This is a genomic window from uncultured Butyricimonas sp., from assembly GCF_959596855.1.
In the GTDB taxonomy this organism is placed as follows: Bacteria; Bacteroidota; Bacteroidia; order Bacteroidales; family Marinifilaceae; genus Butyricimonas; species Butyricimonas muris.
The window spans coordinates 1-24,790 of sequence record NZ_CAUFYA010000027.1 but is presented as its reverse complement, the minus strand read 5'-3'; the positions used below and the strand labels follow the sequence as shown (position 1 = coordinate 24,790).

Annotated in this window: 19 protein-coding genes and 1 riboswitch; of the genes, 13 read left to right on the top strand and 6 right to left on the bottom strand. The window is 46.1% G+C overall.

Annotated features, from left to right (window positions below; all coding sequences use genetic code 11):
• Positions 1 to 150: 150 nt before the first annotated feature.
• From Q5866_RS12270 to Q5866_RS12210, 13 genes are all read left to right on the top strand, one after another.
• Complete coding sequence (locus Q5866_RS12270) at positions 151 to 477, top strand: MGMT family protein (RefSeq protein WP_099292341.1); 327 nt, start codon at positions 151 to 153, stop codon at positions 475 to 477.
• A gap of 404 nt (positions 478 to 881) precedes the next feature.
• On the top strand, positions 882 to 1,472 hold the full coding sequence (gene nrfH, locus Q5866_RS12265; protein WP_303180514.1) for a cytochrome c nitrite reductase small subunit: 591 nt from the start codon (positions 882 to 884) through the stop codon (positions 1,470 to 1,472).
• Positions 1,473 to 1,486: 14 nt separating this feature from the next.
• The gene (gene nrfA, locus Q5866_RS12260) at positions 1,487 to 2,965 is read left to right on the top strand and encodes an ammonia-forming cytochrome c nitrite reductase (RefSeq protein WP_303180513.1); all 1,479 of its coding nucleotides are present in this window, start codon (positions 1,487 to 1,489) and stop codon (positions 2,963 to 2,965) included.
• Between the two features lie 7 nt (positions 2,966 to 2,972).
• The gene (locus Q5866_RS12255) at positions 2,973 to 4,214 is read left to right on the top strand and encodes a cytochrome c biogenesis protein ResB (protein WP_292267435.1); all 1,242 of its coding nucleotides are present in this window, start codon (positions 2,973 to 2,975) and stop codon (positions 4,212 to 4,214) included.
• Positions 4,211 to 5,005 (top strand): cytochrome c biogenesis protein, encoded by a 795-nt coding sequence (locus Q5866_RS12250; RefSeq protein WP_292267433.1) that lies wholly within the window; start codon positions 4,211 to 4,213, stop codon positions 5,003 to 5,005. Before Q5866_RS12255 ends, Q5866_RS12250 begins: the two co-directional genes overlap by 4 nt.
• Before the next feature lie 93 nt (positions 5,006 to 5,098).
• A complete protein-coding gene (locus Q5866_RS12245; protein ID WP_099294529.1) occupies positions 5,099 to 5,791 on the top strand; it encodes a Crp/Fnr family transcriptional regulator in 693 nt (230 codons plus the stop codon).
• 64 nt (positions 5,792 to 5,855) lie between these two features.
• Positions 5,856 to 6,006, top strand: a riboswitch (TPP riboswitch).
• A 119-nt stretch (positions 6,007 to 6,125) separates the two neighbouring features.
• Positions 6,126 to 6,326 carry a sulfur carrier protein ThiS gene (gene thiS, locus Q5866_RS12240; RefSeq protein WP_099292336.1) on the top strand — a complete coding sequence of 67 codons (201 nt, stop codon included), beginning with the start codon at positions 6,126 to 6,128 and terminating at the stop codon, positions 6,324 to 6,326.
• A 106-nt stretch (positions 6,327 to 6,432) separates the two neighbouring features.
• Positions 6,433 to 8,181, top strand: coding sequence for a phosphomethylpyrimidine synthase ThiC (gene thiC / locus Q5866_RS12235; protein ID WP_227214624.1), 1,749 nt, complete (start codon positions 6,433 to 6,435; stop codon positions 8,179 to 8,181).
• 157 nt (positions 8,182 to 8,338) lie between these two features.
• Positions 8,339 to 10,303: a thiamine phosphate synthase gene (locus tag Q5866_RS12230; protein ID WP_303180511.1), complete on the top strand. Its 1,965-nt coding sequence runs from the start codon at positions 8,339 to 8,341 to the stop codon at positions 10,301 to 10,303.
• A 100-nt stretch (positions 10,304 to 10,403) separates the two neighbouring features.
• Positions 10,404 to 11,171 (top strand): thiazole synthase, encoded by a 768-nt coding sequence (locus Q5866_RS12225; protein WP_099292333.1) that lies wholly within the window; start codon positions 10,404 to 10,406, stop codon positions 11,169 to 11,171.
• Positions 11,172 to 11,394: 223 nt separating this feature from the next.
• On the top strand, positions 11,395 to 12,504 hold the full coding sequence (thiH, locus tag Q5866_RS12220) for a 2-iminoacetate synthase ThiH (protein ID WP_099292332.1): 1,110 nt from the start codon (positions 11,395 to 11,397) through the stop codon (positions 12,502 to 12,504).
• Between the two features lie 115 nt (positions 12,505 to 12,619).
• Positions 12,620 to 13,228, top strand: coding sequence for a recombinase family protein (locus Q5866_RS12215; protein ID WP_099292331.1), 609 nt, complete (start codon positions 12,620 to 12,622; stop codon positions 13,226 to 13,228).
• Positions 13,229 to 13,267: 39 nt separating this feature from the next.
• Entirely contained in the window at positions 13,268 to 14,017 is a 750-nt protein-coding gene (locus Q5866_RS12210; protein ID WP_303180507.1) for a HesA/MoeB/ThiF family protein, read from the top strand.
• A 361-nt stretch (positions 14,018 to 14,378) separates the two neighbouring features.
• Here the strand turns inward: Q5866_RS12210 and Q5866_RS12205 are convergent, their stop codons facing one another.
• The 6 genes from Q5866_RS12205 to Q5866_RS12180 form a co-directional block, all read right to left on the bottom strand.
• Positions 14,379 to 16,664 carry a Gldg family protein gene (locus Q5866_RS12205; RefSeq protein WP_186975289.1) on the bottom strand — a complete coding sequence of 762 codons (2,286 nt, stop codon included), beginning with the start codon at positions 16,662 to 16,664 and terminating at the stop codon, positions 14,379 to 14,381.
• A gap of 17 nt (positions 16,665 to 16,681) precedes the next feature.
• Positions 16,682 to 18,973 carry a Gldg family protein gene (locus tag Q5866_RS12200; protein WP_303180504.1) on the bottom strand — a complete coding sequence of 764 codons (2,292 nt, stop codon included), beginning with the start codon at positions 18,971 to 18,973 and terminating at the stop codon, positions 16,682 to 16,684.
• A gap of 12 nt (positions 18,974 to 18,985) precedes the next feature.
• Positions 18,986 to 19,918, bottom strand: a complete 933-nt coding sequence (locus Q5866_RS12195; RefSeq protein WP_099292327.1) for an ABC transporter ATP-binding protein — start codon at positions 19,916 to 19,918, stop codon at positions 18,986 to 18,988.
• A 228-nt stretch (positions 19,919 to 20,146) separates the two neighbouring features.
• Positions 20,147 to 22,816: a zinc-dependent metalloprotease gene (locus Q5866_RS12190; RefSeq protein ID WP_303180501.1), complete on the bottom strand. Its 2,670-nt coding sequence runs from the start codon at positions 22,814 to 22,816 to the stop codon at positions 20,147 to 20,149.
• 63 nt (positions 22,817 to 22,879) lie between these two features.
• Positions 22,880 to 23,758: a hypothetical protein gene (locus Q5866_RS12185; RefSeq protein WP_303180499.1), complete on the bottom strand. Its 879-nt coding sequence runs from the start codon at positions 23,756 to 23,758 to the stop codon at positions 22,880 to 22,882.
• Between the two features lie 23 nt (positions 23,759 to 23,781).
• The coding region (locus Q5866_RS12180; protein WP_303180497.1) for a RagB/SusD family nutrient uptake outer membrane protein at positions 23,782 to 24,790 on the bottom strand (1,009 nt) is incomplete at its 5' end.

Sequence of the window (24,790 nt, the reverse complement as noted above, 5' to 3'; positions counted from 1 at the left end):
ATACTTTTGATGACTGTTTGTTTTTTTAAATAGAAATCTTATATTTGCAGTATCAATAAACGTTCGTTAAATAATATTCGAGAAGCCCCATTAATTGGCTAGTATTGAATATATTTACTATCTTCACCCCGTGAACATGAATTGAATAATATGCCTGACAAGAGTACACGCGAAGAATTCTTCCCGGAAGTTTACGAAATCGTGAAACAAATCCCTTTTGGAAAAGTGCTTACCTACGGCGGTGTCGCCCGGTTAGCGGGCAGACCTCAATACTCCCGAATGGTCGGGCAAGCCATGTTCAACGCCCCGGCTGACCTGCATCTTCCCTGCCACCGAGTTGTAAATCACAAAGGGGGAATAGCCCCGAACTGGCCGGAACAAAAGGAATTGTTGATTGAAGAAGGCGTAACCTTCAAGAAAAACGGGTGCGTGGACATGAAGAAACACCGATGGAACACGGAGCTGTTACTGGAGTGAACATTGTTCGCCTTCGGCGAGTTGCAGGTTGCTTCTCTAGCGTGCAAGACTGTATCTTAGCTCTCCCTCTGTTTATAGAGGGAGTACCCCGAAAGGGGGAGGGAGTTTTTTGATTCAGTGATTCAATAATTGTCGATTCCGTGATTTACGAAGCGTTGCTAGTGCGGCTGGAATCATTCAATCTAAAATCATTGAATCTCCTAATCAACAAACTCCTCCGTCTGCTTCGCAGCCTCCTCCTCTATAAACAGAGGAGGAGTTGGAATACTGTCATAAACGCTAGTGAAGCAACTTGCAACTCGCCGAAGGCGACTCTTCACAAGAAATTTATCAAAGTGTAATTTTGATTACACACACGTATTAATTAATTCCGTATTTTTGTCTAAAATTATACCATATAGCAGATGAAACTGAAAGCCATAATTAATCGAGTATTACCTTCCCGCAGGTGGAAGATAGTATCTATCGTTTTACTGGGAGTGATCAGCGGAAGCGGTATGCTATTCCTTTACGTGCTGCGGGCACACACCTATCTAAGTGACGATCCGTCAGCCTGCGTGAATTGTCATATCATGGCACCCTATTACGCCACGTGGTTCCATAGTTCGCACAGCCGCGACGCTACCTGTAACGATTGTCACGTACCACATGACAACTTCGTGAAGAAATGGGTATTCAAAGGAATGGACGGGATGCGCCACGTGGCGGTCTATCTGGCGAAAGGTGAACCGCAAGTATTGCAAGCCATTCCGGAGAGTTCAAAAGTGATCATGAACAATTGCATCCGTTGTCACACGCAATTAAACACGGAGTTCGTGAAGACAGGGCGCGTTGACTACATGATGGCACAAGTCGGTGAAGGCAAAGCGTGCTGGGACTGTCACCGGGATGTTCCTCACGGCGGGAAAAACAGTCTTTCCTCTACCCCGGCGGCACTGGTTCCTTACCCGGCATCCCCTGCCCCGGCTTGGCTAAAGAAATTAATGAAACAATAACAAACTAATTATATATGGAAAAGAAACTAAAATCATGGCAAGGATGGCTGTTGTTCGGGGGAACAATGGTTGTCGTTTTCATATTGGGATTGCTCGTTTCAGCACTTATGGATCGTCAGGCTGAAATCGTGAGCGTTTTCAATAACAAGAAAGTCGAGATAAAAGGTATTGAAGCACGTAACGAGATTTTCGGGGAAAACTATCCCCGTGAATACAACACGTGGACGGAAACAATCAAGACGGATTTCAAGAGCGAATTTAACGGGAACGAGGCAGTGGATGTATTGGAACAACGTCCCGAAATGGTGATACTCTGGGCGGGATACGCGTTCTCCAAAGATTATTCCACTCCCCGGGGACACATGCACGCTATCGACGATATGCGTCATACCCTCCGCGTGGGCAGCCCCATGACTGCCGAGGAAGGACCGCAACCCGCTACCTGCTGGACATGCAAGAGCCCGGACGTGCCCCGCATAATGGAGGCTATCGGGGTTGAAAACTTTTACAGCAATAAATGGGCTGCCATGGGAAGCGAGATCGTGAACCCGATAGGGTGTGCCGATTGCCACGAACCGGAAAACATGAACCTGCATATCAGTCGTCCGGCTCTGCGGGAAGCATTTGCCCGCCAAGGCAAAGATATTGATAAAGCCACCCCACAGGAAATGCGTTCTCTGGTATGCGCACAATGCCACGTGGAATATTATTTCAAAGGCGACGGCAAATACCTGACTTTCCCGTGGGACAAAGGTTTCACGGTAGAAGACATGGAAACTTACTATGACGAAGCGGAATTCTATGATTACATACATGCGCTCAGTAAAACCCCGATCCTGAAAGCACAGCACCCGGATTACGAGATCGCCCAAATGGGTATTCACGGGCAACGGGGAGTATCTTGCGCCGATTGCCATATGCCGTACAAGAGTGAAGGCGGCATGAAATTCAGCGACCACCATATCCAAAGCCCATTGGCAATGATAGACCGCACGTGTCAGGTTTGTCACCGCGAAAGCGAGGAAACCCTGCGTAATAACGTGTACGAACGCCAACACAAAGCCAATGAAACCCGTAACCGTCTGGAACAGGAACTGGCAAAAGCACACATCGAGGCAAAATACGCTTGGGACAACGGCGCTACCGATGAACAAATGAAAGAAAGTCTGAAATTATTGCGTCAGGCTCAATGGAGATGGGATTTCGGTGTAGCCTCTCATGGCGGTTCATTCCACGCGCCGCAAGAAATACAACGTATACTGGGTAATGGAGTTGACAAAGCGATGCAAGCCCGGTTGGCTATCTCTAAAGTATTGGCCAAGAACGGTCATTTGGAAAATGTTCCCATGCCGGATATCTCTACAAAAGAAAAAGCACAGGCATATATCGGGTTAGATATCAAGAAAGAAAAAGAAGCGAAAGAAAAGTTCATGAACACGATTGTCCCCCAGTGGCTCGCGAAAGCGAAGGAAAACGGGAGAGTAAGCATGTAAAATATGTATGTGGCAGAAACCTTGGGGATATAAAGAAGGATTCGCGATTTGCGGGGGATTGTTCCTCGTGGGAACTCTCCTGCAAATTGTTTTAGGTAAAGTACATTTGGATCTTTTAGCCTATCCGGTGAATTTAATTCTTGGATTGGTCTATCTCGTTTTAATTATCGCGGCTTCTCTTTTGTCCCGGAAAGTATATCTTTTCCGGTGGATGAGCGGTTATCAGGCGGCAGTGACTTCCATGATAGCCGCCGTGATCATCACTGTTATCATGGGGCTCACGTTGCAGGTCAACGAGAAAGTACACGTCACGGGAATTGCCGGTTGGCTCGGTTTTCATCAAATGCTGTCGGCGTGGTCATTTTCCTTGTTGCTGGTATGGTTCATCACGCTGTTGGGTATGGTAACATTGCGTCGTATCCGGCATTTCAAGCCAAGAGATATTCCGTTTATACTTAATCATATGGGACTCTTTCTAGCTCTCACGGGAGCCATCCTTGGAAGTGCCGATATGCAGCGGTTGAAAATGCAAACCAGCATCGGCAAAGCCGAATGGCGGGCTTTCGATGAAGACCGGAAACTGATGGAATTACCACTTGCCATAGAACTTCACGATTTCACGATTGACGAGTATCCCCCGAAACTGATGCTCATCGATAATGAAACGGGTAAGGTGATCCCCGAAAGAAAAGCCGAAAATATACTCGTGGAAGATTCTGTTTTATCGGGAGATTTAGAGGATTGGCATATCACCATTGAACAACGTTTGCCCTCGGCGGCAAGAGTCGCCACGGAAGACACGGTAAAGTACGTGGAATTTCATTCCATGGGAGCCGCCTACGCCTTGTACGCGAAAGCAGAGAATCGGCAAACCGGAGAACGGCAGGAAGGTTGGGTGAGTTGCGGCAGCTTCCTGTTCCCTTACAAAGCCATACGCCTGAACGAAAAAATGAGTCTGGTGATGCCCGACCGGGAACCCCGTCGTTTCGCTTCGCGAGTGACCGTGTACACGCGGAGCGGACGTAAAGACTCGGCAACGATCGAGGTAAACAAGCCCTATCAAATAGAAGGTTGGAAGATATACCAGCTAAGCTACGACGAGAGTAAGGGCAAATGGAGTGAAATCAGTATTTTGGAAATAGTCAAAGACCCGTGGTTACCCTTGGTTTACACGGGTATATGGATGATGATAGCGGGAGCCGTGTGCATGTTCACGATAGCCGGAAAAAGAAAGGAGGAAAACGTATGACGTGGGATCAATTTCCAATATTTGCCGTTATAGCTTTATGCTTCTGGGGAGCGGGATCGATAAGTGCATGGAAAGGCAGGCACCCGGGATTGACATTCGGGTGTACAATCACGGGATTGCTGGTGTTCTTCGCTTTTATCGTAAGCATGTGGATTTCACTGGAACGTCCGCCCATGCGTACCATGGGGGAAACCCGCCTGTGGTATTCGTTCTTTTTGCCCTTGGCGGGAATCATCACGTATGCCCGTTGGAAATATAAATGGATACTCACTTTCAGTACCGTCCTGTCCATCGTGTTCATCTGTATCAATATATTCAAACCGGAAATACATAACAAGACGTTAATGCCCGCCTTGCAGAGCCCGTGGTTTGCCCCTCACGTGATCGTTTATATGTTCGCCTATGCCATGCTGGGTGCTGCCGCGATCATGGCAATTTACTTGTTATGGTTCAAGAAAGAGAAAAAAGCCACACAACAGGAAATGGATCTCTGTGACAATTTGGTTTACGTGGGACTTTCTTTTATGACCTTGGGAATGTTATTCGGGGCGGTGTGGGCAAAAGAAGCATGGGGACACTACTGGAGCTGGGACCCGAAAGAAACATGGGCAGCCACGACATGGGTGTCCTATCTGGTATATATCCACTTCAGACTCCACCGGAACCGGAAACACAGAATGGCATTGAGTATATTACTCGTTTCGTTCGTTCTTTTGCAAATGTGCTGGTACGGCATCAATTACCTTCCATCCGCGCAAGGGGTGAGCGTTCACACGTACAATTTGGATTAGTTCACTCACGGGGAGTTTGCCTTCGGCAACTTGTAACTTGCCGAAGACAAACTTTTATTTATATTTGCACGGTAAACCAGTAATTCAATGGCAATGAATTTAATCACTTTCACAAAGGAACACGAAGAATTATTATTCCAAATCCCTCTCTTCCGGGATTTGCCTTCTCACATAAAAGATTCATTACTGGAACAATTGGATTATTCCGTTTACAATATCAGCAAAAACGAACAGATTGCCAAACAGAACACGATCTGCAAGAATCTTATGGTACTGCTGAAAGGGCGTTTGCGGGTAGACATATTCGACGCTTTGGGTAATGAAGTAATGATCGAGAATATCATTGCTCCCCGTGCGTTTGCCACACCACATTTATTCAGTGCCGACAGCCTGTTGCCCGCCACCTTCACGGTCGTGGAAGAAGGTATTTATTTCACGGTTACCAAAGCCTCGCTGTTTGAATTAATCAGCAAAGAACCGAGCATCTTGAAGAAATTTCTCCAGATAACGGGTAATTGCAACCGTTGTACCGTTTCCCGTCTTCGGGCTCTCTCCCAGAAAAGCGTGCGGGGACGTTTTATCACCTATCTCTTTGAACACGCCAAAGATGATAATAATAAAGTCCTGATCGAACATAATATCATGCAACTCGCCGAATACCTGTGCGTCACTCGTCCCGCCCTCTCTAAAGAAATCAACAAAATGATCAAGGAGGGAATGATTGCCATGGAGGGTAAACAGGTACAATTGATTGATTTCAACGGTCTTCAACTAGCCATCCTGTAAAGAAACGTTTATTTTCTTTCCAAAATATTCCGCGTATTAAAATATTATTGTAGCTTTGTCGTGAAATATTCTGAAGGGGTGCCTAAGAAGCAAGGGAAATTTCCCGACACTTCTGTCTGACTAAGACCATTAGCAGATGAAAACAACAGGCTGAGATTATACCCATGAACCTGATCCGGGTAATGCCGGCGTAGGGAAAGAGTTATAATACAAGTTGAATGCCGTTTTATAGAATCCCCTGAAGAAATGGAAAATGAAAAATTGAAAATGACAACCCATTTCGGGAATTAAAGTTTAATTCAATTCTTTCATTCTAAATTTAAAAATTAAAACGATGCAGATATTTATAAACGACAAAGTATTTGAATGCCCCGCCGGGGCTACACTTCCCGAAGTATTGGAAGCCAACGACATCAAAACGGAAAACATCGCCATTGCCGTGGATTTCTCCGTTATTCCCCGCCCGGATTGGAATAAAACCGTTTTACAGGACGGAAACAAAATCATTATCATTAAGGCGGTACAGGGAGGATGATTTGATTTTAGATTTATGATTTACGATTTTAGATTCCAAATATCATTAAATCGTAAATTATAAATCTGAAATTATAAATCTGAAATCATAAATCTAAAATATAAACATGGAACAATTTAAAATCTCAAGCGGCCCGCTACCGGGTTCCGAGAAAATTTACGTGAAAGGCGAGATGTTCGATATCAAAGTACCGATGCGTCGTATCGCCCTCTCCCCGACGATTGATATTGACGGGAAAAAAGTTGAAAACGAACCCGTTGTTGTTTACGACACATCGGGTCCTTATACCGATCCGGACTATAAAGTGGATCTGCACAAGGGATTGCCCAAAATCAGGGAACAATGGATTGCCGACCGGAATGATACCATAAAATTAGACGGTTTAAGTTCCGAGTACGGGCGGATGCGCCAGAATGACAAATCGCTGGACGCTCTTCGTTTCGAGCACGTGAACACTACCCCCAGAGTGGCAAAACCGGGGCATCGCGTATCACAAATGTATTACGCTAGACAGGGTATCATCACCCCGGAAATGGAGTTTATTGCTATCCGCGAGAACCAACTGGTCGATAAAATTAGGGAAAACTATAAAAAGGAAAAGGGGGAACCTTTAGGTGCTAACTTCCCGGAATATATCACGCCCGAATTCGTGCGCCAAGAAGTGGCTGCCGGACGTGCCATTATCCCGGCAAACATCAATCACCCGGAGAGCGAACCTATGATCATCGGACGTAATTTTCTCGTGAAGATCAATGCCAATATCGGTAATTCCCCGATTACCTCTTCCATATCGGAAGAAGTGGAAAAAGCCGCGTGGGCTTTCCGCTGGGGTGCCGATACGATCATGGATCTTTCTACCGGAAAGAATATTCACGAAACGCGGGAATGGATCATCCGCAATTCCCCCGTGCCCGTGGGAACAGTACCTTTGTACCAAGCATTGGAAAAAGTACGGGGCAAAGTAGAAGACCTGACATGGGAAATCTACCGCGATACGCTAATCGAGCAGGCAGAACAGGGCGTTGACTATTTTACCATTCATGCCGGATTGCGCTGGCATCATGTACCCTTGACGCTGAAACGCCTCACGGGTATCGTGTCCCGCGGAGGGGCTATCATGGCACACTGGTGTACCACGCACAAGCAGGAGAGTTTCTTGTACGATCACTTTGAAGATATTTGCGAAATACTGGCAAAATACGATGTCGGGGTATCTATCGGTGACGGGTTACGCCCGGGATGTATCGCCGATTCGAACGACGAGGCACAGATATCCGAATTGAAAACCTTGGGCGAACTCGCTCAGATTGCATGGAAACACGACGTGCAGGTTATTATCGAGGGTCCCGGTCACGTGCCGATGCAGAAAATCAGGGAAAACATGGATCTCGAACTTGAATATTGTAATGAAGCGCCGTTCTACACGCTCGGACCGCTTGTTACGGATATCGCTCCCGGCTACGACCATATCACCTCTGCCATTGGCGGAGCCATGATCGGCTGGTACGGTACCTCTATGTTATGCTATGTCACGCAGAAAGAACATCTAGGACTTCCCAACCGGGACGACGTGAAAGAAGGAGTGATCACCTTTAAACTCGCCGCTCATGCCGCCGATCTGGCAAAGGGACATCCGGCTGCCTATTATCGTGATTACGCCATGAGTAAAGCCCGCTTCGAATTCCGCTGGAAAGACCAGTTCCACCTTGCACTGGATTCTGAAAAAGCTCTCCGTTTCCACGACGAAACCTTACCCGCCGAAGGACACAAGGAAGCACATTTCTGTTCCATGTGCGGTGAACACTTCTGCTCCATGCGTGCAAGCGAGAAATTGAGAAAGAAAATGAAAGAATAAATGAGTTTATAAAGTTTATAAGGTTTGTAAAGTTCATAAAGTTATCCCCTTCACGGGGAATACTCTAAGACTAATTAAACAGTCGGAAAACTTTGTCCGAAGGACATCCAAAACCTTATAAACTTTATGAACCTTATAAACTTTATGAACTAACTACATGATAGTCGTCATTACCCCCCCTTACCGGATTCCGGATGAAGAAGTTATCGTGAATAGCCTCTTCAAGAACGGTTTGCACCTGTTGCATTTACGAAAGCCGGATGCAGAACGGGTTGTTTACGAGCGATTTATCCAGAAGATAGAACCTTGTTTCCGGGAACGCATCGTTGTACACGATCATTTTGATCTGGTAGAAGCATACGGACTGAGAGGGATTCATCTCAAGTCAAAGCAAGCGGAGCATTTCGGGGACAGGAAACGGTACGCGCATGTCAGCGTATCGTGCCACTCCTTTGAAGAGATCGCGACATTGCCATTCACTCCCGATTACGTGTTTTTAAGCCCCGTGTTTGACAGTATTTCCAAACAGGGGTACAAATCCGTGTTTACACCTGACATGCTGAAGGAAGGATTAAAAAAGACCTCTACCCCCGTGATTGCCTTGGGGGGAATTAGCGCGGATAATGTAACCACTTGCCGGAAATTAGGATTCCGGGGAGTCGCTCTGTTGGGATACCTTTGGGATACCCCTTCGGAAGCTCTCTCCCGCTTTCTGAAAATCTTTCCCGACGAAACGTTAAGCATCGCCGGATTCGACCAGAGTTCCGGTGCGGGAGTAACTGCCGACATCAAGACCTTTGAATGTTGCCGGGTATATGGATTAGGAGTTGCAAGCGCGATCACGTTCCAAAATCAGAACGAGTACCTTGGGACAAAATGGATATCCCCGGGGGAGATTATCCACCAGTGTGAAGTATTGTTCCGTGAATTTACCCCGGCATACGTCAAAATCGGGTTGATCGAAAACTTTGATTCTTTGGCACAAGTAGTGGATTACCTCACAACCGCTTTGCCAAAAGTGAAAATCATCTGGGACCCGATTCTGAAAGCAAGTGCCGGATTCCAATTTCATAACGGGGAAAACATGGAAACGATACAAAATATCCTCGGCAAGATATATTTACTTACCCCGAATAGAAACGAACTGGAGATTCTTTTCGGCAATAACTTGGAAGCAGAAGGATTGCAAAGAATTGCCAAACAATTGCATACCAATATTCTCTGGAAAGGCGGACACAACACGGAAGCGTTGGCGTCCGATCGTCTGATCACGGGAGAAGAGATATATACTTTCTCCGTCGCACGGGGAAAGCACGGCAAACACGGCACGGGTTGTGTCCTTTCCTCCACCGTTACCTCCTACTTGACTCTCGGGTATTCTTTACCTGAAGCCTGTCGTCTGGGACAACGCTATGTATCCGATTTTATTCGGGGAAATGACACGAATTTGGGTATACACAGCCGGATACACGCAACTGCTACAACGAACCTGCACGAAATTCCGTTGCAGTACATCACGGATCACAAGGAGGGAACGCCTATTCCCGAACAAGTGGAAGCCGTGTGCAAAGGCGGTTGCCGTTGGATACAATTACGGATGAAAGAAGTGTCGAGAGAGGAATTTATCCGAACCGGGAACGCCGTGAAAGAAATTTGCCGACGTTACAATGCTTTATTCCTGATCAATGATCACGTGGATATCGCCATCGAACTGGATGCGGACGGGGTACACCTCGGTAAGGAAGATATGAACCCACTGGAAGCCCGTAAAATACTAGGTTATTCAAAGATTATCGGGGGAACATGCAACACGTTTGACGACGTGGCGGAGCGCTATCGTCAACAAGTAGACTATATCGGTCTGGGACCGTTCCGGTTTACTTCCACGAAAAAGCGTCTAAGCCCGATACTAGGATTGGAAGGTTATCAACAAATCACGGATAAATGCCGGGAAGCAGGTATTCATCTCCCGATACACGCTATCGGCGGCATCCGGGAAACAGATATCCGTCCGATTTTAGACACGGGAGTAACAGGTATCGCCCTCTCCTCTTTACTGAAAGACAGCGACGATATCACGGAAAAGACAAAAGAAGTTTTGTTACAATTGAAAACGAATTAATTGACGATTTATGAATTACGATTTACGATAAAAAAAATGGCGACAAGTGCAGTTGAAATCATAAATCTTAAATCATAAAATCAAGAAATCTAAAATTAATATGGAACCATTAAAGATTGCAGACAAGGTATTCACTTCACGCCTGTTCACCGGAACCGGTAAATTCGCGTCAAATCAGATCATGGAAGATGCCATACTGGCGTCCGAATCGCAACTCGTGACAGTCGCACTGAAACGAGTAGACATGGAAAGCAAAGAAGACGATATACTCGCCCACCTTAAAGCACCCCATATCACGTTATTGCCCAATACATCCGGTGTGCACACCGCCAAAGAGGCAGTGTTCGCCGCACAGCTGGCAAGAGAAGCTCTCGGTACCAATTGGTTGAAACTGGAAATACATCCCGATCCGAAATACCTTCTCCCCGACCCGATTGAAACCTTGAAAGCCACGGAAGAATTGGCTAAATTAGGATTCATCGTTCTACCCTACATTCAAGCCGATCCCGTGTTATGCAAGCATTTGGAGAACGCCGGAGCCGCAACGGTAATGCCCTTGGGAGCTCCTATCGGGACAAACAAAGGTTTGGTTACCCGTGATCTGCTTGAAATCATTATCGAGCAAAGCCGGGTACCCGTTATCGTGGATGCGGGAATCGGGGCTCCTTCACACGCTGCCGCTGCCATGGAAATGGGAGCCTCTGCCGTGTTGGTGAACACCGCTATTGCCGTATCCCCCAACCCGGTAGAAATGGGACGAGCCTTCAAACTGGCTGTTGAAGCCGGACGCATGGCATTCGAGGCAAAATTAGCCAAGCAATACCGCCACGCGCAAGCCAGTTCTCCACTAACGGCATTCTTGGACTAAACTGCCTGTGGTGGGTTATAATTGCCTTCAGCAAGTTGCAGGTTACAGGTTGCATTTGCTTTCAGCAAATTGCAAATTCACTTTGCCAGTGACATCAATTACAACTTGTAACTTACCAAAGGTAAATGTAACTCGCCAAAGGCGAATGTAACTTGTCGAAGACAAATGCAACTTGCTAAAAGCAAATTTAACCTGTAACTCGCCAAAGGCGAACATAAAAAAAATGAATACATTCTACGATACAATTAAAACCTACGACTGGGATGATGTAAAACAAAGCATCATGGATAAGTCGAAAAACGACGCGATTGCCGCCATAAACAACCCGCATCGCACGTTAGACGATTTTATGGCACTCATTGCACCCTCCGCCACTCCTTTATTGGAAGATATGGCTATCGAAGCGCAACGCCTTACACTAGAAAGGTTCGGGAATACCATCCAATTATACATTCCCCTTTACGTTTCCAATTATTGCACGAACTTTTGCGTGTATTGCGGATTTAACCATGATAATGAAATTCATCGCAAAATGCTTACCTTGGACGAGGTTAAGGCTGAAATAGACGTTATCGCCGATTGGGGTTTCAAGCATTTATTACTCGTATCGGGAGAAGCACCCGCCGTTACGACCGTGGATTATTACGAGGAAGTAATCCGTACCGTACGCGACAAATTCTCACAAATAGCCATAGAAGTACAACCTCTCGACACGGCAGACTACGCCCGCCTGCATGAAGCCGGACTTAGCTTTGTCTGCGTGTATCAAGAAACGTATAACGAGAAACAATACCCGCTTTACCACCCGAAAGGAAGAAAAGCAAACTATCGTTACCGTTTGGAAACTCCCGATCGAGCTTGCTCGGCAGGTGTACAAAAAATGGGAATCGGGGCGTTACTCGGGTTGGAAGACTGGCGCACGGATGCCTTCTTCACCGCCTTGCATCTAAAATACTTGGAAAAGAACTACTGGAAATCCAAGTTCTCGATCTCCCTGCCCCGTTTGCGCCCGCACGCGGGAGCTTTTATGCCGAAAGACCCGATCAACGATCGCCAAATGGTGCAACTGATCTGCGCGTACCGCTTGCTAGATCAACAGGCAGAAATCTCCATCTCCACGCGGGAAAGCCGGAAATTCAGAGATCACGTGATGCACTTGGGGGCAACCTCGATGAGCGCGGGATCAAGCACGGAACCCGGCGGGTATGTCGTTCCCCACAAGGAACTGGAGCAATTTGCCATTAACGATGACCGTAGCCCGCAAGAAATGGTGGAAGCCATTAAGGCACAAGGCTATGAACCGGTGTGGAAAGATTGGGATGCATGGATGTAGTCGAGAGCGGGACACTCTCTTGAATTTCATAACTAATTTTAACATTTATAGTATCACGTTTATTCTCCTCCTTTTGTTACGTTTGTCTTTTTAAACGTCAAAAACTAAATCAATTATGGTAGTTGCGTATTTACGAGTCAGTACTAACAAACAACACCTGGAAAATCAGGAGGAGGAGATTAAGAAATTTGCATCCAGCCGAGGTCTTGATATTGATAAATGGTACCACGACGTAGTCAGTGGTAAAGTTAGCAGTAGTGACCGGAAACTCGGTGATCTTCTTGAATCTTTGCAAGAGGGTGATTGCCTTATCGTCACGGAAGTATCGCGCTTGAGCAGGACATTGATCGATATCATGAATATCATCAATACCTGCATCCAGCGCAAAATTGTTCTTCACAGCACGAAAGAGGGATACACTTTCGAGAATAACTTGAATAGCAAAATCTTGGGGTTTGCCTTTGGGCTTGTGGCTGAAATCGAGCGTAATCTGATCTCCATCCGCACGAGAGAAGCTTTGGCAGTCAGGAAAGCGGAAGGCGTTAAACTGGGACGCCCGTACGGGAGTTGCCCGCAGTTAAACGTGTTAATCCAGAACAAGGATAAAATCATTGAACTCATGGATAACAGCGTCCCTTACAAGAAAATAGCCAAAAAATACAAGGTCTCCATCTGTACCGTCAATCGTTTCGTGAAGCAACACATTAACGAGAGAAATAATTAAAAGACAAATAGAACAAATTTAGAATTAAAGCGATAGAATATGTCATTAACCTCTAGAGAAACGGAACGTTATAACCGACATATAATTCTTCAAGACATTGGAATTCAAGGACAAGAAAAAATTAAAGATTCCCGTGTACTGGTAGTCGGTGCCGGGGGACTCGGTTCTCCCGTGTTATACTACCTTGCCGCCGCCGGCATCGGGCACATCGGAATCATGGACGACGATACGGTATCGGAATCCAACCTGCAACGACAGATATTATACGACACGACACACGTGGGGACAGCCAAGGCAACCGTTGCAGCCGCTAAATTAATTCAATTAAATCCTTTTTGCAGGATTACACCATATATCACCCGATTAACTCCCGACAACGCGCTCGATATCATCACCAATTACGATGTCGTGGTCGATGCCACCGATAACCTTTATGCCCGCTACGTCATAAACGACGCCTGCGTGCAACTGCATAAACCGTTCGTTTACGGTAGCATTCGCGAGTTCGAGGGACAACTCTCTGTTTTTAATTATCACGACGGTCCGACTTACCGGGATCTGTTCGAGTACCATGATGCCGTGAAGGACTTCTCGCAACCCCTAGGGGTGATCGGTGCCCTTCCCGGCATCATCGGTTCTCTCCAAGCCAACGAAGTAATAAAAGTCATTCTGGAAAAACCCGGTGTCCTTTCCGGCAAACTACTCGCCATCGATATCATGAACAACACGTATCTCACGTTCACCATTCAAAAGAAAAATGAACCCGCCCCGGGGATGTATGATTTATAAATGCTTTTATAATTATATCACATAATATCACAATTATTACAACACTTAGCGTTAAAAATAGCTACACCATCAGGCATCAAAGGAGTGGAAAAGGGGCGGAACACGGGTAAGCGACCTTGTATCTATTAATAAATGTTAATTAATCAACACAACTAAACCACTATACATCAACATATTAACAGAGAAACACAAGGGGTGTTCCAGTATCGTGTACTGGTGGTGTTCCGGTGGTGTACCGGTGGTAAACGGTATATACCGGTACACCACCGGTTCACGACACGTTAAACACTCGTTAACAATACAAGGGTTCCCCTGACGAGCCCGTGGAATAGTCTAATCGTTCTATTATTGGAAGATGAAATCACCTCCCTCTCCTCCTGATCCACACGAAAATAGCCAATAGCAATAACCCGGCAGGTACAATCCACTTGAACGCGATCTCCGTCACTTTCACCCCGGTTTTACCGAGGAACAGTTTATTATCTATCGCTTTCGGGCGACGCACGTCTACCGGGGCTTCACCGTCGGACAGCCACTGGAAGGAACCGAGAATGATATAGAAATTGCCGTTCTCCATTCCCTCGCGGGGCTTGAATAATTCCGCGTTGCCGATACAATCGGCGTCACCGAGAATCACGATCTTCTGTTCGCGCTCTCCCAGCGGACGGGATAATCCCAAAAGCGTCGTGTATTGTTGTTCCTTCTCCCCTGCCGCCGGATTATAACGCACCGTATCATCAATGAAATTCACGGTTTCCAGTTCATTCCACACTCCCGTGGAATCCGTCAATAACATCGGCGTAACTTTAAACCCCTTATCTACCGTGTATCTCAACCCGGTAGCACCCGGCATCATGGCACACATGCGCCACTCGATCATCGTCCCGAAGAAATACGATAATTCCCGTGCCTCCTCTGTCGGCCATGCCAGCACTAGATCGGGCTGATAATCCTCTGTCGGTTTCACGAGTACTCCATCCGTGAACTCCACACCAAACTGCCGCACCAGAGGATTCATCCGTGCTTGTCCGCCCGCCTCTCCCGCGATAAACAAATTGCCTCCCCGGTCGATATATTGTTGTAGACGTTCCATTTCCGGCTCGCTCAAAGGTTGCTGCATGTCGGCTATCACCAGAATATTGATCCGCTCGGGAATATTCCCGTCCAATGTTACTTCTTGAACATCAAAACCTTGATTCAGCAAGGCATAGCGGAAACGCTTGTTTTGAGCAAAGCTGGCATAATCCCGATCCCGGTAGCGGCTGATACTTCTCTCGCCGTGTCCGGTGAGAAAACCCACGGTAGGCAACTCCATCACCATACGTTTGAACGCGGCGGAAATCTCCGCCTCCGACGGATCTCTCATCATATCGTCGAACTGCCGCAGGAACATCTTCTCCCCGCTTTCCCGTTCCACCTGCCGCACGAACCGGTTGTCCTCCGGCGACAGGTCAATCACCTGCTTGATCTGCTCCGGGGTCAAGTATCTCGACAACTTGATCTTGAACGACGCGGCAATCTGTTTTGCCCTTCTCTCCATCGGCAATTCAGACAAAAAACCTCTCTGTTTCGTGTTCTGAACCGAATCGTAATAATACACGTATTTCATCTTGATCTCCGGCTTGAACCGCAGGTATTCACGAAATTGGTACGCGTCATTATTCTGGTAACGAGGGAGTGCCTTCATGAAGTCCTCATCCAGCAAATTACTGTACGTGGTGATCGTGAGTCCGCCCTTCAGCTTCTTCACAATTTCCTGACTGTTAGGCGTCAACGTTAAACTATTCTCCCGTGTCGTGTCGATATACCCCATCAAGGCGGGACGGGAACTCACGTAAGCCACCATCGCCATGATAAGGAAAACACCCGCGTACTTCGCGAAATTCCGCACCCATGAACTCTTCTGCACGCGGGAAGACAGGCGCACGATAGAGAACCACACGCACATGGCGGGGAACATGATGAAATAAGCGATCTCCTCGCTGCAAATCATCCCGCCTATAAACGTTCCGGCATGCCGCGGAAGTGACAACCAAAAAGTGACGTCGCGAACGAAATCAATATCCTGCCAGATACGGTCTATGAAGTTCAAGAAAGTCAAGAATACTAAAGTCGCCACTGCCGCAATAATCTGGTAAGAAGTCAGCGTCGAGAAAAACAACCCGACGGCTGCATAAGTACATATCAAAAGGAAAAGACCGAGTATCCCGGTAAGAATCTGCAATACATCAAAGTTCTCTACCGCGAACAGACTGAATATCACGTACACGATAAAAATAGATACCAACACGAGCGCGAAAATCACCATGGACAAGTATTTACCCAAGATAATCTGCGCGTTCGTCATCGGCGACGAGTACAAAAGTTTCATCGTTCCCCCGGCAAGATCTTTGCTTACCAATCCCATCGTCAGTAAAGGGATGTACAAGAAAAGATAGTTCTGCACCTCGTAGAAAAGGCGACCGAAAATACTGGAACTGATAAACATGGGATCGTACCCCATCGCTTGCTGTTTCTCGATCATCGTGACGGAACCCGTGAAAATCAAACCACATTGAAAAGTAAATATGATCAACACCAACCAAGCTATAGGCGAGTAAAACAACATCTGTAACTCGGTTTTCGCTATTTTATATATCATTCTCATAATCTAAATTTTAAGTATCAACGTCCCCGGCGCCGAAGCCATATCAAGATTCCGGCAAACGCGAGTATAACGGGAATAACTACCATGAACACGATCTTCCATACCTCCATGGCAGACTCGCTAACATTCAATTTCCTGTCTATCGGCTCCGCACGGGAAGTATTCACGGGCAATTCCTCGTGTGACAACCAGTAGAAACCGGAACGAGCCAACTCGTAATTAAAATTGCGAACTTCCCGCCTGCCCGTGGCAAATTCCCCGTTACTCAAGCAATCCGTGTTGCCGGAGATAACTACACGTTGTTGCTTGCCGTTCACGTCGCAGCTCAAAGCTATTACCGTGGCGAAAACTCCGGCACGGTCACTCGCTTCCGGTTCATAAACAATCGAATCACGCGTGAAGTCCGCACCCCGTGTCCTATTCCAGCATCCCACCGTGTCGGTGGTAAACAACGGCGTGACCGTCACCCCCTCGACGGGAGTGTATTCCAAACCGACGCAGCCCGGCATGGCAACGCAGCCCTCGTATATCCGGATTATATCCAACCCCGGCCATAATTTTATTCCTTCTTTCGTCGGTAAAGCCTGTATCAGGTCAGCCTGAAGATCTTTTGTCGGTTGCACCAGCTGCCCCGGCATAAAGCGGACACCGAACCGCTCGACAAGCGGGTTCATCAGTTCCTGTCTTCCCGGCCCGCCGAGTATAAAGAGATTGCCGCCCCGGTCAACGAAGGCGTCCAGATGCACTTTTTCACGCTCGCTCAAAGGCGACCTTAACTCGGAAATCACCAGTATATTGATACTGTCCGGGATAGCCTGATCCGCTCGCACTTCCTCTATATCGAACCCCTGATTCACCATAGAGCTTCGAATATTCCTGTCGCTGGAAATACGCTTGTATTCCCGGTCGGCTTCCCGGTTGATATCGCGTTCACCATGCCCGGTAAGGAAGCCTATCGTCGGTACGTCCATCACCAGACGTTTGAATGCGGCGGAAATCTCGCCTTCCATCGGGGACTCCTTCCATCCCCCGTGATAATAGAAACGTAAATAAGACTTTTGCCCGTTCTCCCGTTCGATCACGCGTATTGTCTTGTTGCCCTCCGCGCTCAAATCCTCTATTTTCTTCATCTCCTCCGGCGACAGGAAAATAGAGAAAGGAATCCCGTAATTGTCACATATCCGTTCTGCCCGTTCTCTGTCGTTCAAGTCGGGATACTGCTCGTCCAGTTCCTCGTTACCCGCGTTGTCATAGAAATAAACGTAACGCAACTTCATATCCGGTTTAAAACGCACGTAATCACGGAAATTGCCCATGTCATGATTAATATGATCGGGCAGCGTGCTCCAAAACTCCTTGTCAAGCACATTCGTGTAAGTCGTGATCTTCACCTTTCCGTCAAGTAACTTCACGATATTCTGGCTTCCCTCGCTCAGCGTATTTCCCTTCGTTCTCGTGGCATCGTAATACGACATCAGCATCGGGCGGGAACTCAGATACCCCAATCCCATCGCCAACACGAATACACCAAGGTAGGCGCCCCAGCGGACTGTCCATCCCCGCTTCTGCACCCGGTTGATCAACCGGAGCGTTGTCCATGTCAAGAATATAGCGATCACGATCAGGAAATAAAGCACGTCTTCGCTGCATATTAACCCGTAAATAAACTCGAACACCCTGCCCCGGATTGAAAGCCAATAAGTGATATCCCGCACGAACTCGTAGTTCTGCCCCACGTCGCCCACGTAATTGAACAGGATGAGAATCATCAAAGTACCGAACACCGCCACCACTTGATAAGAAGTCAGACTGGAAACAAACAACCCGATAGCGGCATAAGCGCACAACAAAAGGTAAAGTCCCAGAATACCCGTCAACACGTAAGGAATATCTATATTCTCGATCGTGAACAAACCGAATATCACGTAAAACAATATCACGCCCATCATCGCCAGCCCGAATACCATCAAAGCCATGTATTTACCGGCTACCACCTGAATATTGCGTAAAGGTGCCGACTGCAACAACTTTATTGTCCCCCCGTTCAAGTCGCGACTGATCATATTCATCGTCAACAAGGGAATATACAAATAAAGAGAGCCTTGTATCGACTCCATTAATCCCGCGAACACGCTGCCCGTCACTCTCCACATCTCGTATCCCATCGCTTGGCGTACCACGATTCCCTCCAACGAATCAGAAATAGTCATTCCGACCTGATAAGCGAACACGACCAGCAACAACCACGCCACGGGCGAGAAGAACAAAGATTGCAATTCCATCTTTGCTATTTTAAATGCCATCTTCATAAATTCTCGATTTTAATGTTTCTTACTCTTGGCGGACAACTCGGCGAACACGTTATCCATAGAACTCTTCTCGGCACGAATCTCCAGCAATTGCCAGTTGCGAGCCACGCTTGTTTCCACGATCTTGGTGATCGCCTCGCGGGAGTCCGAGAAATTTACCCGGTAATTCATGCCACCCGTGTTCTCGGCATCCACCACCCCGGGCAATACCTTTAGTTCCTCCGCCGAAGGCATTGACGCCAAAGTCACGAATATCGTGCTGGGAACAATATAATTGTCAAACTCCTCCACCGTGCCGGAAAAGACTACCTGTCCTTCCTCGATCATCCGTATATAATCACACGTCGCCTGTACCTCCGACAGAATGTGCGTCGATAGAATCACCGTTCTATCCTCACCGATCTCTTTTATCAAGTGGCGTATCTCTATGATCTGATTCGGGTCCAAACCGTTCGTCGGCTCGTCCAGCACCACGAATGCCGGATTGTGAATAATCGCCTGCGCGATACCCACCCGCTGCTGGTAACCGCCCGACAAGTTACGAATCAACCGCTTCCGGAAATGGCCTACCCCACAACGTTCCATTACACTTTTCACCGCTCCCGCGACTTCGTCTTCCGGAATACGACGGATATTCGCCGTGAACGCCAGAAACTCCTCCACCGTCAAATCACCATACAACGGGGGTTTCTGCGGCAGGAAACCGATATGCTTTTTTGCTTCTACCGGATTGTCACGCATGCTCACGCCCTTGATGTAAACGTCCCCCTCTGTCTGCTTCAACACCCCGCACATGATATTCATCGTGGTTGATTTCCCCGCCCCGTTAGAACCGAGCAAACCATAAATTCCATTTTCCGTTATCTCGAAATTAATATCCCGGATAGCCCATTGAACACTGTATCGATGAGACAGATGTTCTACTTTTACGATTGATTTTTCCATACAATATTGTTTTGAGTAAAAAATTATCACACTTTTTTCCACACGTATAGAATACCCGAAAACAAAAATGGTACTATCAATATCGGTATTAAATCAAAACCGGGAGCAATTTATTTATCTCAAATCTGAATTCATTTTCACAATACAACACCCCTCGTTACCATATAGTCGATAGACAAAGGTCGTGCCAGACAGACACGACCTTTCAAACACAAAAACATTTTATATCTATTTGAAAAACTTATTCAATTTAATCAATAATCCCTCGTAATACGCCTTATCATCACGGTGAGCCGTGGCAACTTTTCCTTTTACCAAATCACGCACTTTTCGTAGCATCACGATATTATAGTACCCGAGTTCACTGATAGCGTCCACGAAAACCGTATTTTGAAACGGTGATACATAACGTCCAAAATTATTATCAAACAAGGCACGTGCCACGGAACCCTTCCCGTAACGTGCTTCAATTTGCTGCAACTGTTCATACCATATTTTTGATACTCCGGATTCATCCAAACCATAAGCTCGTATCTCATCCAAAGAAGGTAATGGCGACATTTCCGACGGGACGAAACGCGAATCGTTCGTCAAAGCAGCCATACTCCCTCCACCACCGGCACTAAATCCGGAAAGCAGAAATGCATTCTGTAAAGCTTTTTCGGTTGTTGTTAATTTCCGTCCTTGTATTGTAGGGGCAAATATCTTCAAGTATAAATCATCGTAATATTCCCGAACCGAGTAAGGCACTTTTTCTTTTGAAACGTGCGAAGAGAGGGTTACATTCGTTGCCAATGTCGACAAAAAGGAATATGAAACCCGATTAATTATATTAGCTGATGCACTTATATCCAAATCAAATTTATCGGATAATTGCGGGGCATTAATCCATTCACTGTGAAGTAACTCGTTTATTACCCAAGCTAATGATTCTTTTTGTTTTTTGCGATCCAATGCCCTTACCGGCTCCCCGTCCGTCCCGTCTTTCACTTGTGTCAGGTATATACCTCCTACCTGATACAATACGTTCATCAAATAACGGAAATATTGTTGCTGAATCTGCAAATAAATCCCGGAACGATATCTCAAATCCTCGTCGTCCTTGATCCATTCATTCATATTTTCAAGAATATACTTTAAATTCTTGATACCGTACGTTCCTGCCTTTACGGGATCGTCACCCAAATCCTCCTCAAAAGCACTGGGGTCGTAACGATTACCTATCTGTTGCCGTCCATAACGATAGTAAGGATCTCCCGCTTTCTCGTCAATCCATTTTTCAGCGATAGCGGCTTCTTCCCACATATCCTTGGCTTGAGGAATCGGACTATACAACCACTTGATAACATACTCGTCATACACGCCCAGCCCCGGGGGTGTCAATTTCACCCCTTTGTCACCGGGTTGCGCCACGTAATTAAAACGAGCGTAGTCCATAATGGAAGCCGTCGTCCCGTATTCACGAGTGAAACTTGCCGAACGTAAAGAATCCACCGGTATAGCTGCCGACCCTGCCATATTGTGCATCAATCCTAACGTGTGCCCGATCTCGTGGGCGATCACGTAAGCTATCGATTCGTCCATAACATCCTTCGGCATCTTTTTCGCCCGAACTCTGGAATCTACCTGTGCGGTCTGCACGAAACGCCAATTATTAATCAACTGTATAATATTATTATAGACGATAACCGAAGCGTTAACAATCTCTCCGGTTGTCGGATCCACCCAAGAAGGCCCCATAGCATTAGCGTCCGGAGTAGGCAAATAACGCAAGCAAGAATATTTCAGGTTATCCGGATCAAAACTCGGGTCATTCACGGGGAAATCACGAACTTGAATCGCATTCTTGAAACCGATCTTCTCGAAAGCTTGATTCCAGATCAAAACACCCGCTTTGATCGGTTCTCTCCACTCATCGGGAAAAGCGTCATCCACGTACCACACGATCGGCTTCACGGGTTCCACCAACTCACCACGCTCCCACGCCTTGATGTCTTTCGGTTCTAAACGCCAACGATTAGCTAGATTATATAAACGTAATCCATCCTCTGTCTGCGAAATTTCTCGAAAGGGAAGAGTCCCGTTTTCGTGACTACCGTTATAAGTCGGAAATATTCCTACACGAGAATCTTGAACACGAGGATTCATTTTCTTTTCCGGTAATAAAAGCATTGAGATAACCGAACGGGTTGAAACTTTTCCCAAAGACGCTTTAAAAATAGCGAACTCCATACCGATCTGCACCTCTTGGTTTATCTCCACGGAAACATTATCCTCGAAAGCTTTTACTTTCCCGAAGAACGAGGATTCTTTCATAAGGGTATTTTTAAACATACCGGTATATCCTTCAGGAGAAAGTTCCGGGTTATTATTTAAAAGTTCCGTCACGTCAATTACCACCGCCGTGCTATCGATATTATAAGCCGCAACAGGGAAACGCTTGTATAAACGCGGGATGAAATTTCTTTCCACAGCTTTACGAGCCCAAGCCTCATCCGTGCCTCGTGAATAAGCAACATTCTTCTTATTAAAGAAAACAGTAGAATCCTGTATCACGACTTCCAGCAACATCGGGTTCTGATACTTGAATCCCAAATTCACGAACATCGGTTCGGAAGTTGCCGATACTGTACCTCCCAACAATACATCCCGTCCCATGTATTTTAACGGATATTCGAAATAAATCTTACCTCCAATCTTATGTACGGTTACAAAATCACCTTTAGCAGTCACGACATTAGATTTTTTTAACAACTCATCATACTTACTTTTCTTTTTAACTACCTCTTCACTTTTTTGTTCTGTTTTGTCTTTTTTCCTCTTTCTATCTGCCCCCAATGTAAGCATACAAGGAGCCATTATTGCTAGTATTAGCAATAGCACGTAAAATTTTCTCATTTCCTAAAATTTAAGATTTAAACATACAATGATTTATTTCCAATATATCATAGAAACACATTACTATTCGGTTACCGCATTTGCATCCCCAATCTTCTGTATATCAAAATTGAACTTCTCTAAAAAATAATTCCTCAGAATATCATATTTCTTTTTTACCAGAGGATACGTCAAATCTTCAGCCCACTCCTCCGAAGTCCGGTTGCGCATTCCACTTAAAAAAGCATCCAGATCGGCACTTTCACTTAGAGTTGAAGAAGGCCATGGGTCTTGCGTACTCCATTCCGTACCTTTGCTATCAGCAACAAAACCTCTCTCTCGGGCATAATTCCAATTCGTTGGATCAGAACTAGCCTTACCGTAATAATTACTTACACCATAAAACTCCCCGGGAATATCAAATTTTGAAAGCCAACTTCCCCAAAGTTTGGATTGTAAATCATTTTTAAAAGCAACCTTATCCGCTTGAGTCATATTCTTCACCTCCTCCGAACAATGACTGACGACCATTTGAGTCTGAACAACACGGCTATTCATCATCGTTTCAGCTCCCGTGAAAGACACATATTTCAAGGTTGAGGTCAGAAATATCTTGTAAGGCATGAATTTCTCATGAAATTCTGCCGGATAAAATCTAAACCAACATTCTCCCAATAGATCCAAAACATTTCCCGCGTATAGCGGATTCGGCTGAGTATACTCGTAATCGCCCCAAGTATTATTCACGTCCACCTGCAACCATTTCAAATCCGCTTCTATATACTCGTACAAAACAAACGTCCCGTATTTATCATGCAAATCCACGATACGGTCATCCGCGGGAGAATTTCCTTGCGGTAAAGTATATTCCTGTGTCAACGAAGGTATTTCCCCCAACTTGCTATCCTCGGCACAAGCCAACATTCCCAGTGCCACAAACATCAACCAATATATCTTTTTCATACTACATCATTTTTTTAATCTTGTCATTCTTCAACCCCCGATCTCTTGGGTTCGTAAGCCGAAGCATTTTGCTCCAGTCTAACGTTATTTCGTATTGCCTCATTGGGTAGAGGAAGCGTGTACAACGGGTCTTTCTCACGCAACGTGTATATTACCCACGGATCGCTTTTTCGATAACGATATCTATGTGTAATAGAAGGCATCCCATAACGACGTAAATCAAACCACCGTTGCTCGTCAAAACACAATTCCAAACGTCGTTCCAAACGTACTTCCTCCAACAAATTTGCCGGGACATTCTCTATATTCGTGTATCCCGTAATCCGGTTACAGCGCACCTCGTTCAAATCCGCCAAAGCCTCACCCGTCATCCCCTTTTGCACGTAAGCTTCCGCACGATTCAAATAAGCTTCGGAAATCCGAACCGTATTCACGGGAGTAGCGGATCCACTCATCCAATCATAATCCTTTTTTAATAAACGATTGGTCGAATATTCGCCCATATCAAACCACATCCCGGGTCGACAATCATTTTTATCATACCTTGAAAGAAGATCAGCCGAGGGACCAAAAAACTGGATATTCACTCCGACACCATAAATCCATTCTACTTCCGAATGATCGTAAGAACACATGAAAAAGTTACTCCCGCTAAATTTCGTGTAGTCGGTCAAGCCTTCGGAATATTGAATAGCTTTATTCGCTGCCACGATCACGCTATCCCATCGTTCCATATGTAAATATACCCGGGATAACAAGATATTAACCGTCGGTAAATTAATACGGTAATTTCCCCTTCGTTTCGGGTATTTTTCAAACAAAGCTGACGATTCTCTTAAATCTTCTACGATCTGCATGTAAACCTCTTCTACTGTATTTCGGGGCATCCCATTCTCCTCTATATCAGCGGAAAGCTTAAGAGGAACTCCCAATGCTTTTTTATTATAATTATAAGGTTCACCAAAGGTATTCACCAACATAAAATAAACACATAGCGAAAAAGTAAATTTGGGCAAAGCGTAGCGAATTAGC

Excerpts from the sequence above, each read along its gene's own strand:
- Q5866_RS12270 (WP_099292341.1), top strand. The coding sequence starts at position 151 with ATGCCTGACAAGAGTACACGCGAAGAATTCTTCCCGGAAGTTTACGAA.
- nrfH (WP_303180514.1), top strand. The coding sequence starts at position 882 with ATGAAACTGAAAGCCATAATTAATCGAGTATTACCTTCCCGCAGGTGG.
- nrfA (WP_303180513.1), top strand. The coding sequence starts at position 1,487 with ATGGAAAAGAAACTAAAATCATGGCAAGGATGGCTGTTGTTCGGGGGA.
- Q5866_RS12255 (WP_292267435.1), top strand. The coding sequence starts at position 2,973 with ATGTGGCAGAAACCTTGGGGATATAAAGAAGGATTCGCGATTTGCGGG.
- Q5866_RS12250 (WP_292267433.1), top strand. The coding sequence starts at position 4,211 with ATGACGTGGGATCAATTTCCAATATTTGCCGTTATAGCTTTATGCTTC.
- Q5866_RS12245 (WP_099294529.1), top strand. The coding sequence starts at position 5,099 with ATGAATTTAATCACTTTCACAAAGGAACACGAAGAATTATTATTCCAA.
- thiS (WP_099292336.1), top strand. The coding sequence starts at position 6,126 with ATGCAGATATTTATAAACGACAAAGTATTTGAATGCCCCGCCGGGGCT.
- thiC (WP_227214624.1), top strand. The coding sequence starts at position 6,433 with ATGGAACAATTTAAAATCTCAAGCGGCCCGCTACCGGGTTCCGAGAAA.
- Q5866_RS12230 (WP_303180511.1), top strand. The coding sequence starts at position 8,339 with ATGATAGTCGTCATTACCCCCCCTTACCGGATTCCGGATGAAGAAGTT.
- Q5866_RS12225 (WP_099292333.1), top strand. The coding sequence starts at position 10,404 with ATGGAACCATTAAAGATTGCAGACAAGGTATTCACTTCACGCCTGTTC.
- thiH (WP_099292332.1), top strand. The coding sequence starts at position 11,395 with ATGAATACATTCTACGATACAATTAAAACCTACGACTGGGATGATGTA.
- Q5866_RS12215 (WP_099292331.1), top strand. The coding sequence starts at position 12,620 with ATGGTAGTTGCGTATTTACGAGTCAGTACTAACAAACAACACCTGGAA.
- Q5866_RS12210 (WP_303180507.1), top strand. The coding sequence starts at position 13,268 with ATGTCATTAACCTCTAGAGAAACGGAACGTTATAACCGACATATAATT.
- Q5866_RS12205 (WP_186975289.1), bottom strand. The coding sequence starts at position 16,664 with ATGAGAATGATATATAAAATAGCGAAAACCGAGTTACAGATGTTGTTT.
- Q5866_RS12200 (WP_303180504.1), bottom strand. The coding sequence starts at position 18,973 with ATGAAGATGGCATTTAAAATAGCAAAGATGGAATTGCAATCTTTGTTC.
- Q5866_RS12195 (WP_099292327.1), bottom strand. The coding sequence starts at position 19,918 with ATGGAAAAATCAATCGTAAAAGTAGAACATCTGTCTCATCGATACAGT.
- Q5866_RS12190 (WP_303180501.1), bottom strand. The coding sequence starts at position 22,816 with ATGAGAAAATTTTACGTGCTATTGCTAATACTAGCAATAATGGCTCCT.
- Q5866_RS12185 (WP_303180499.1), bottom strand. The coding sequence starts at position 23,758 with ATGAAAAAGATATATTGGTTGATGTTTGTGGCACTGGGAATGTTGGCT.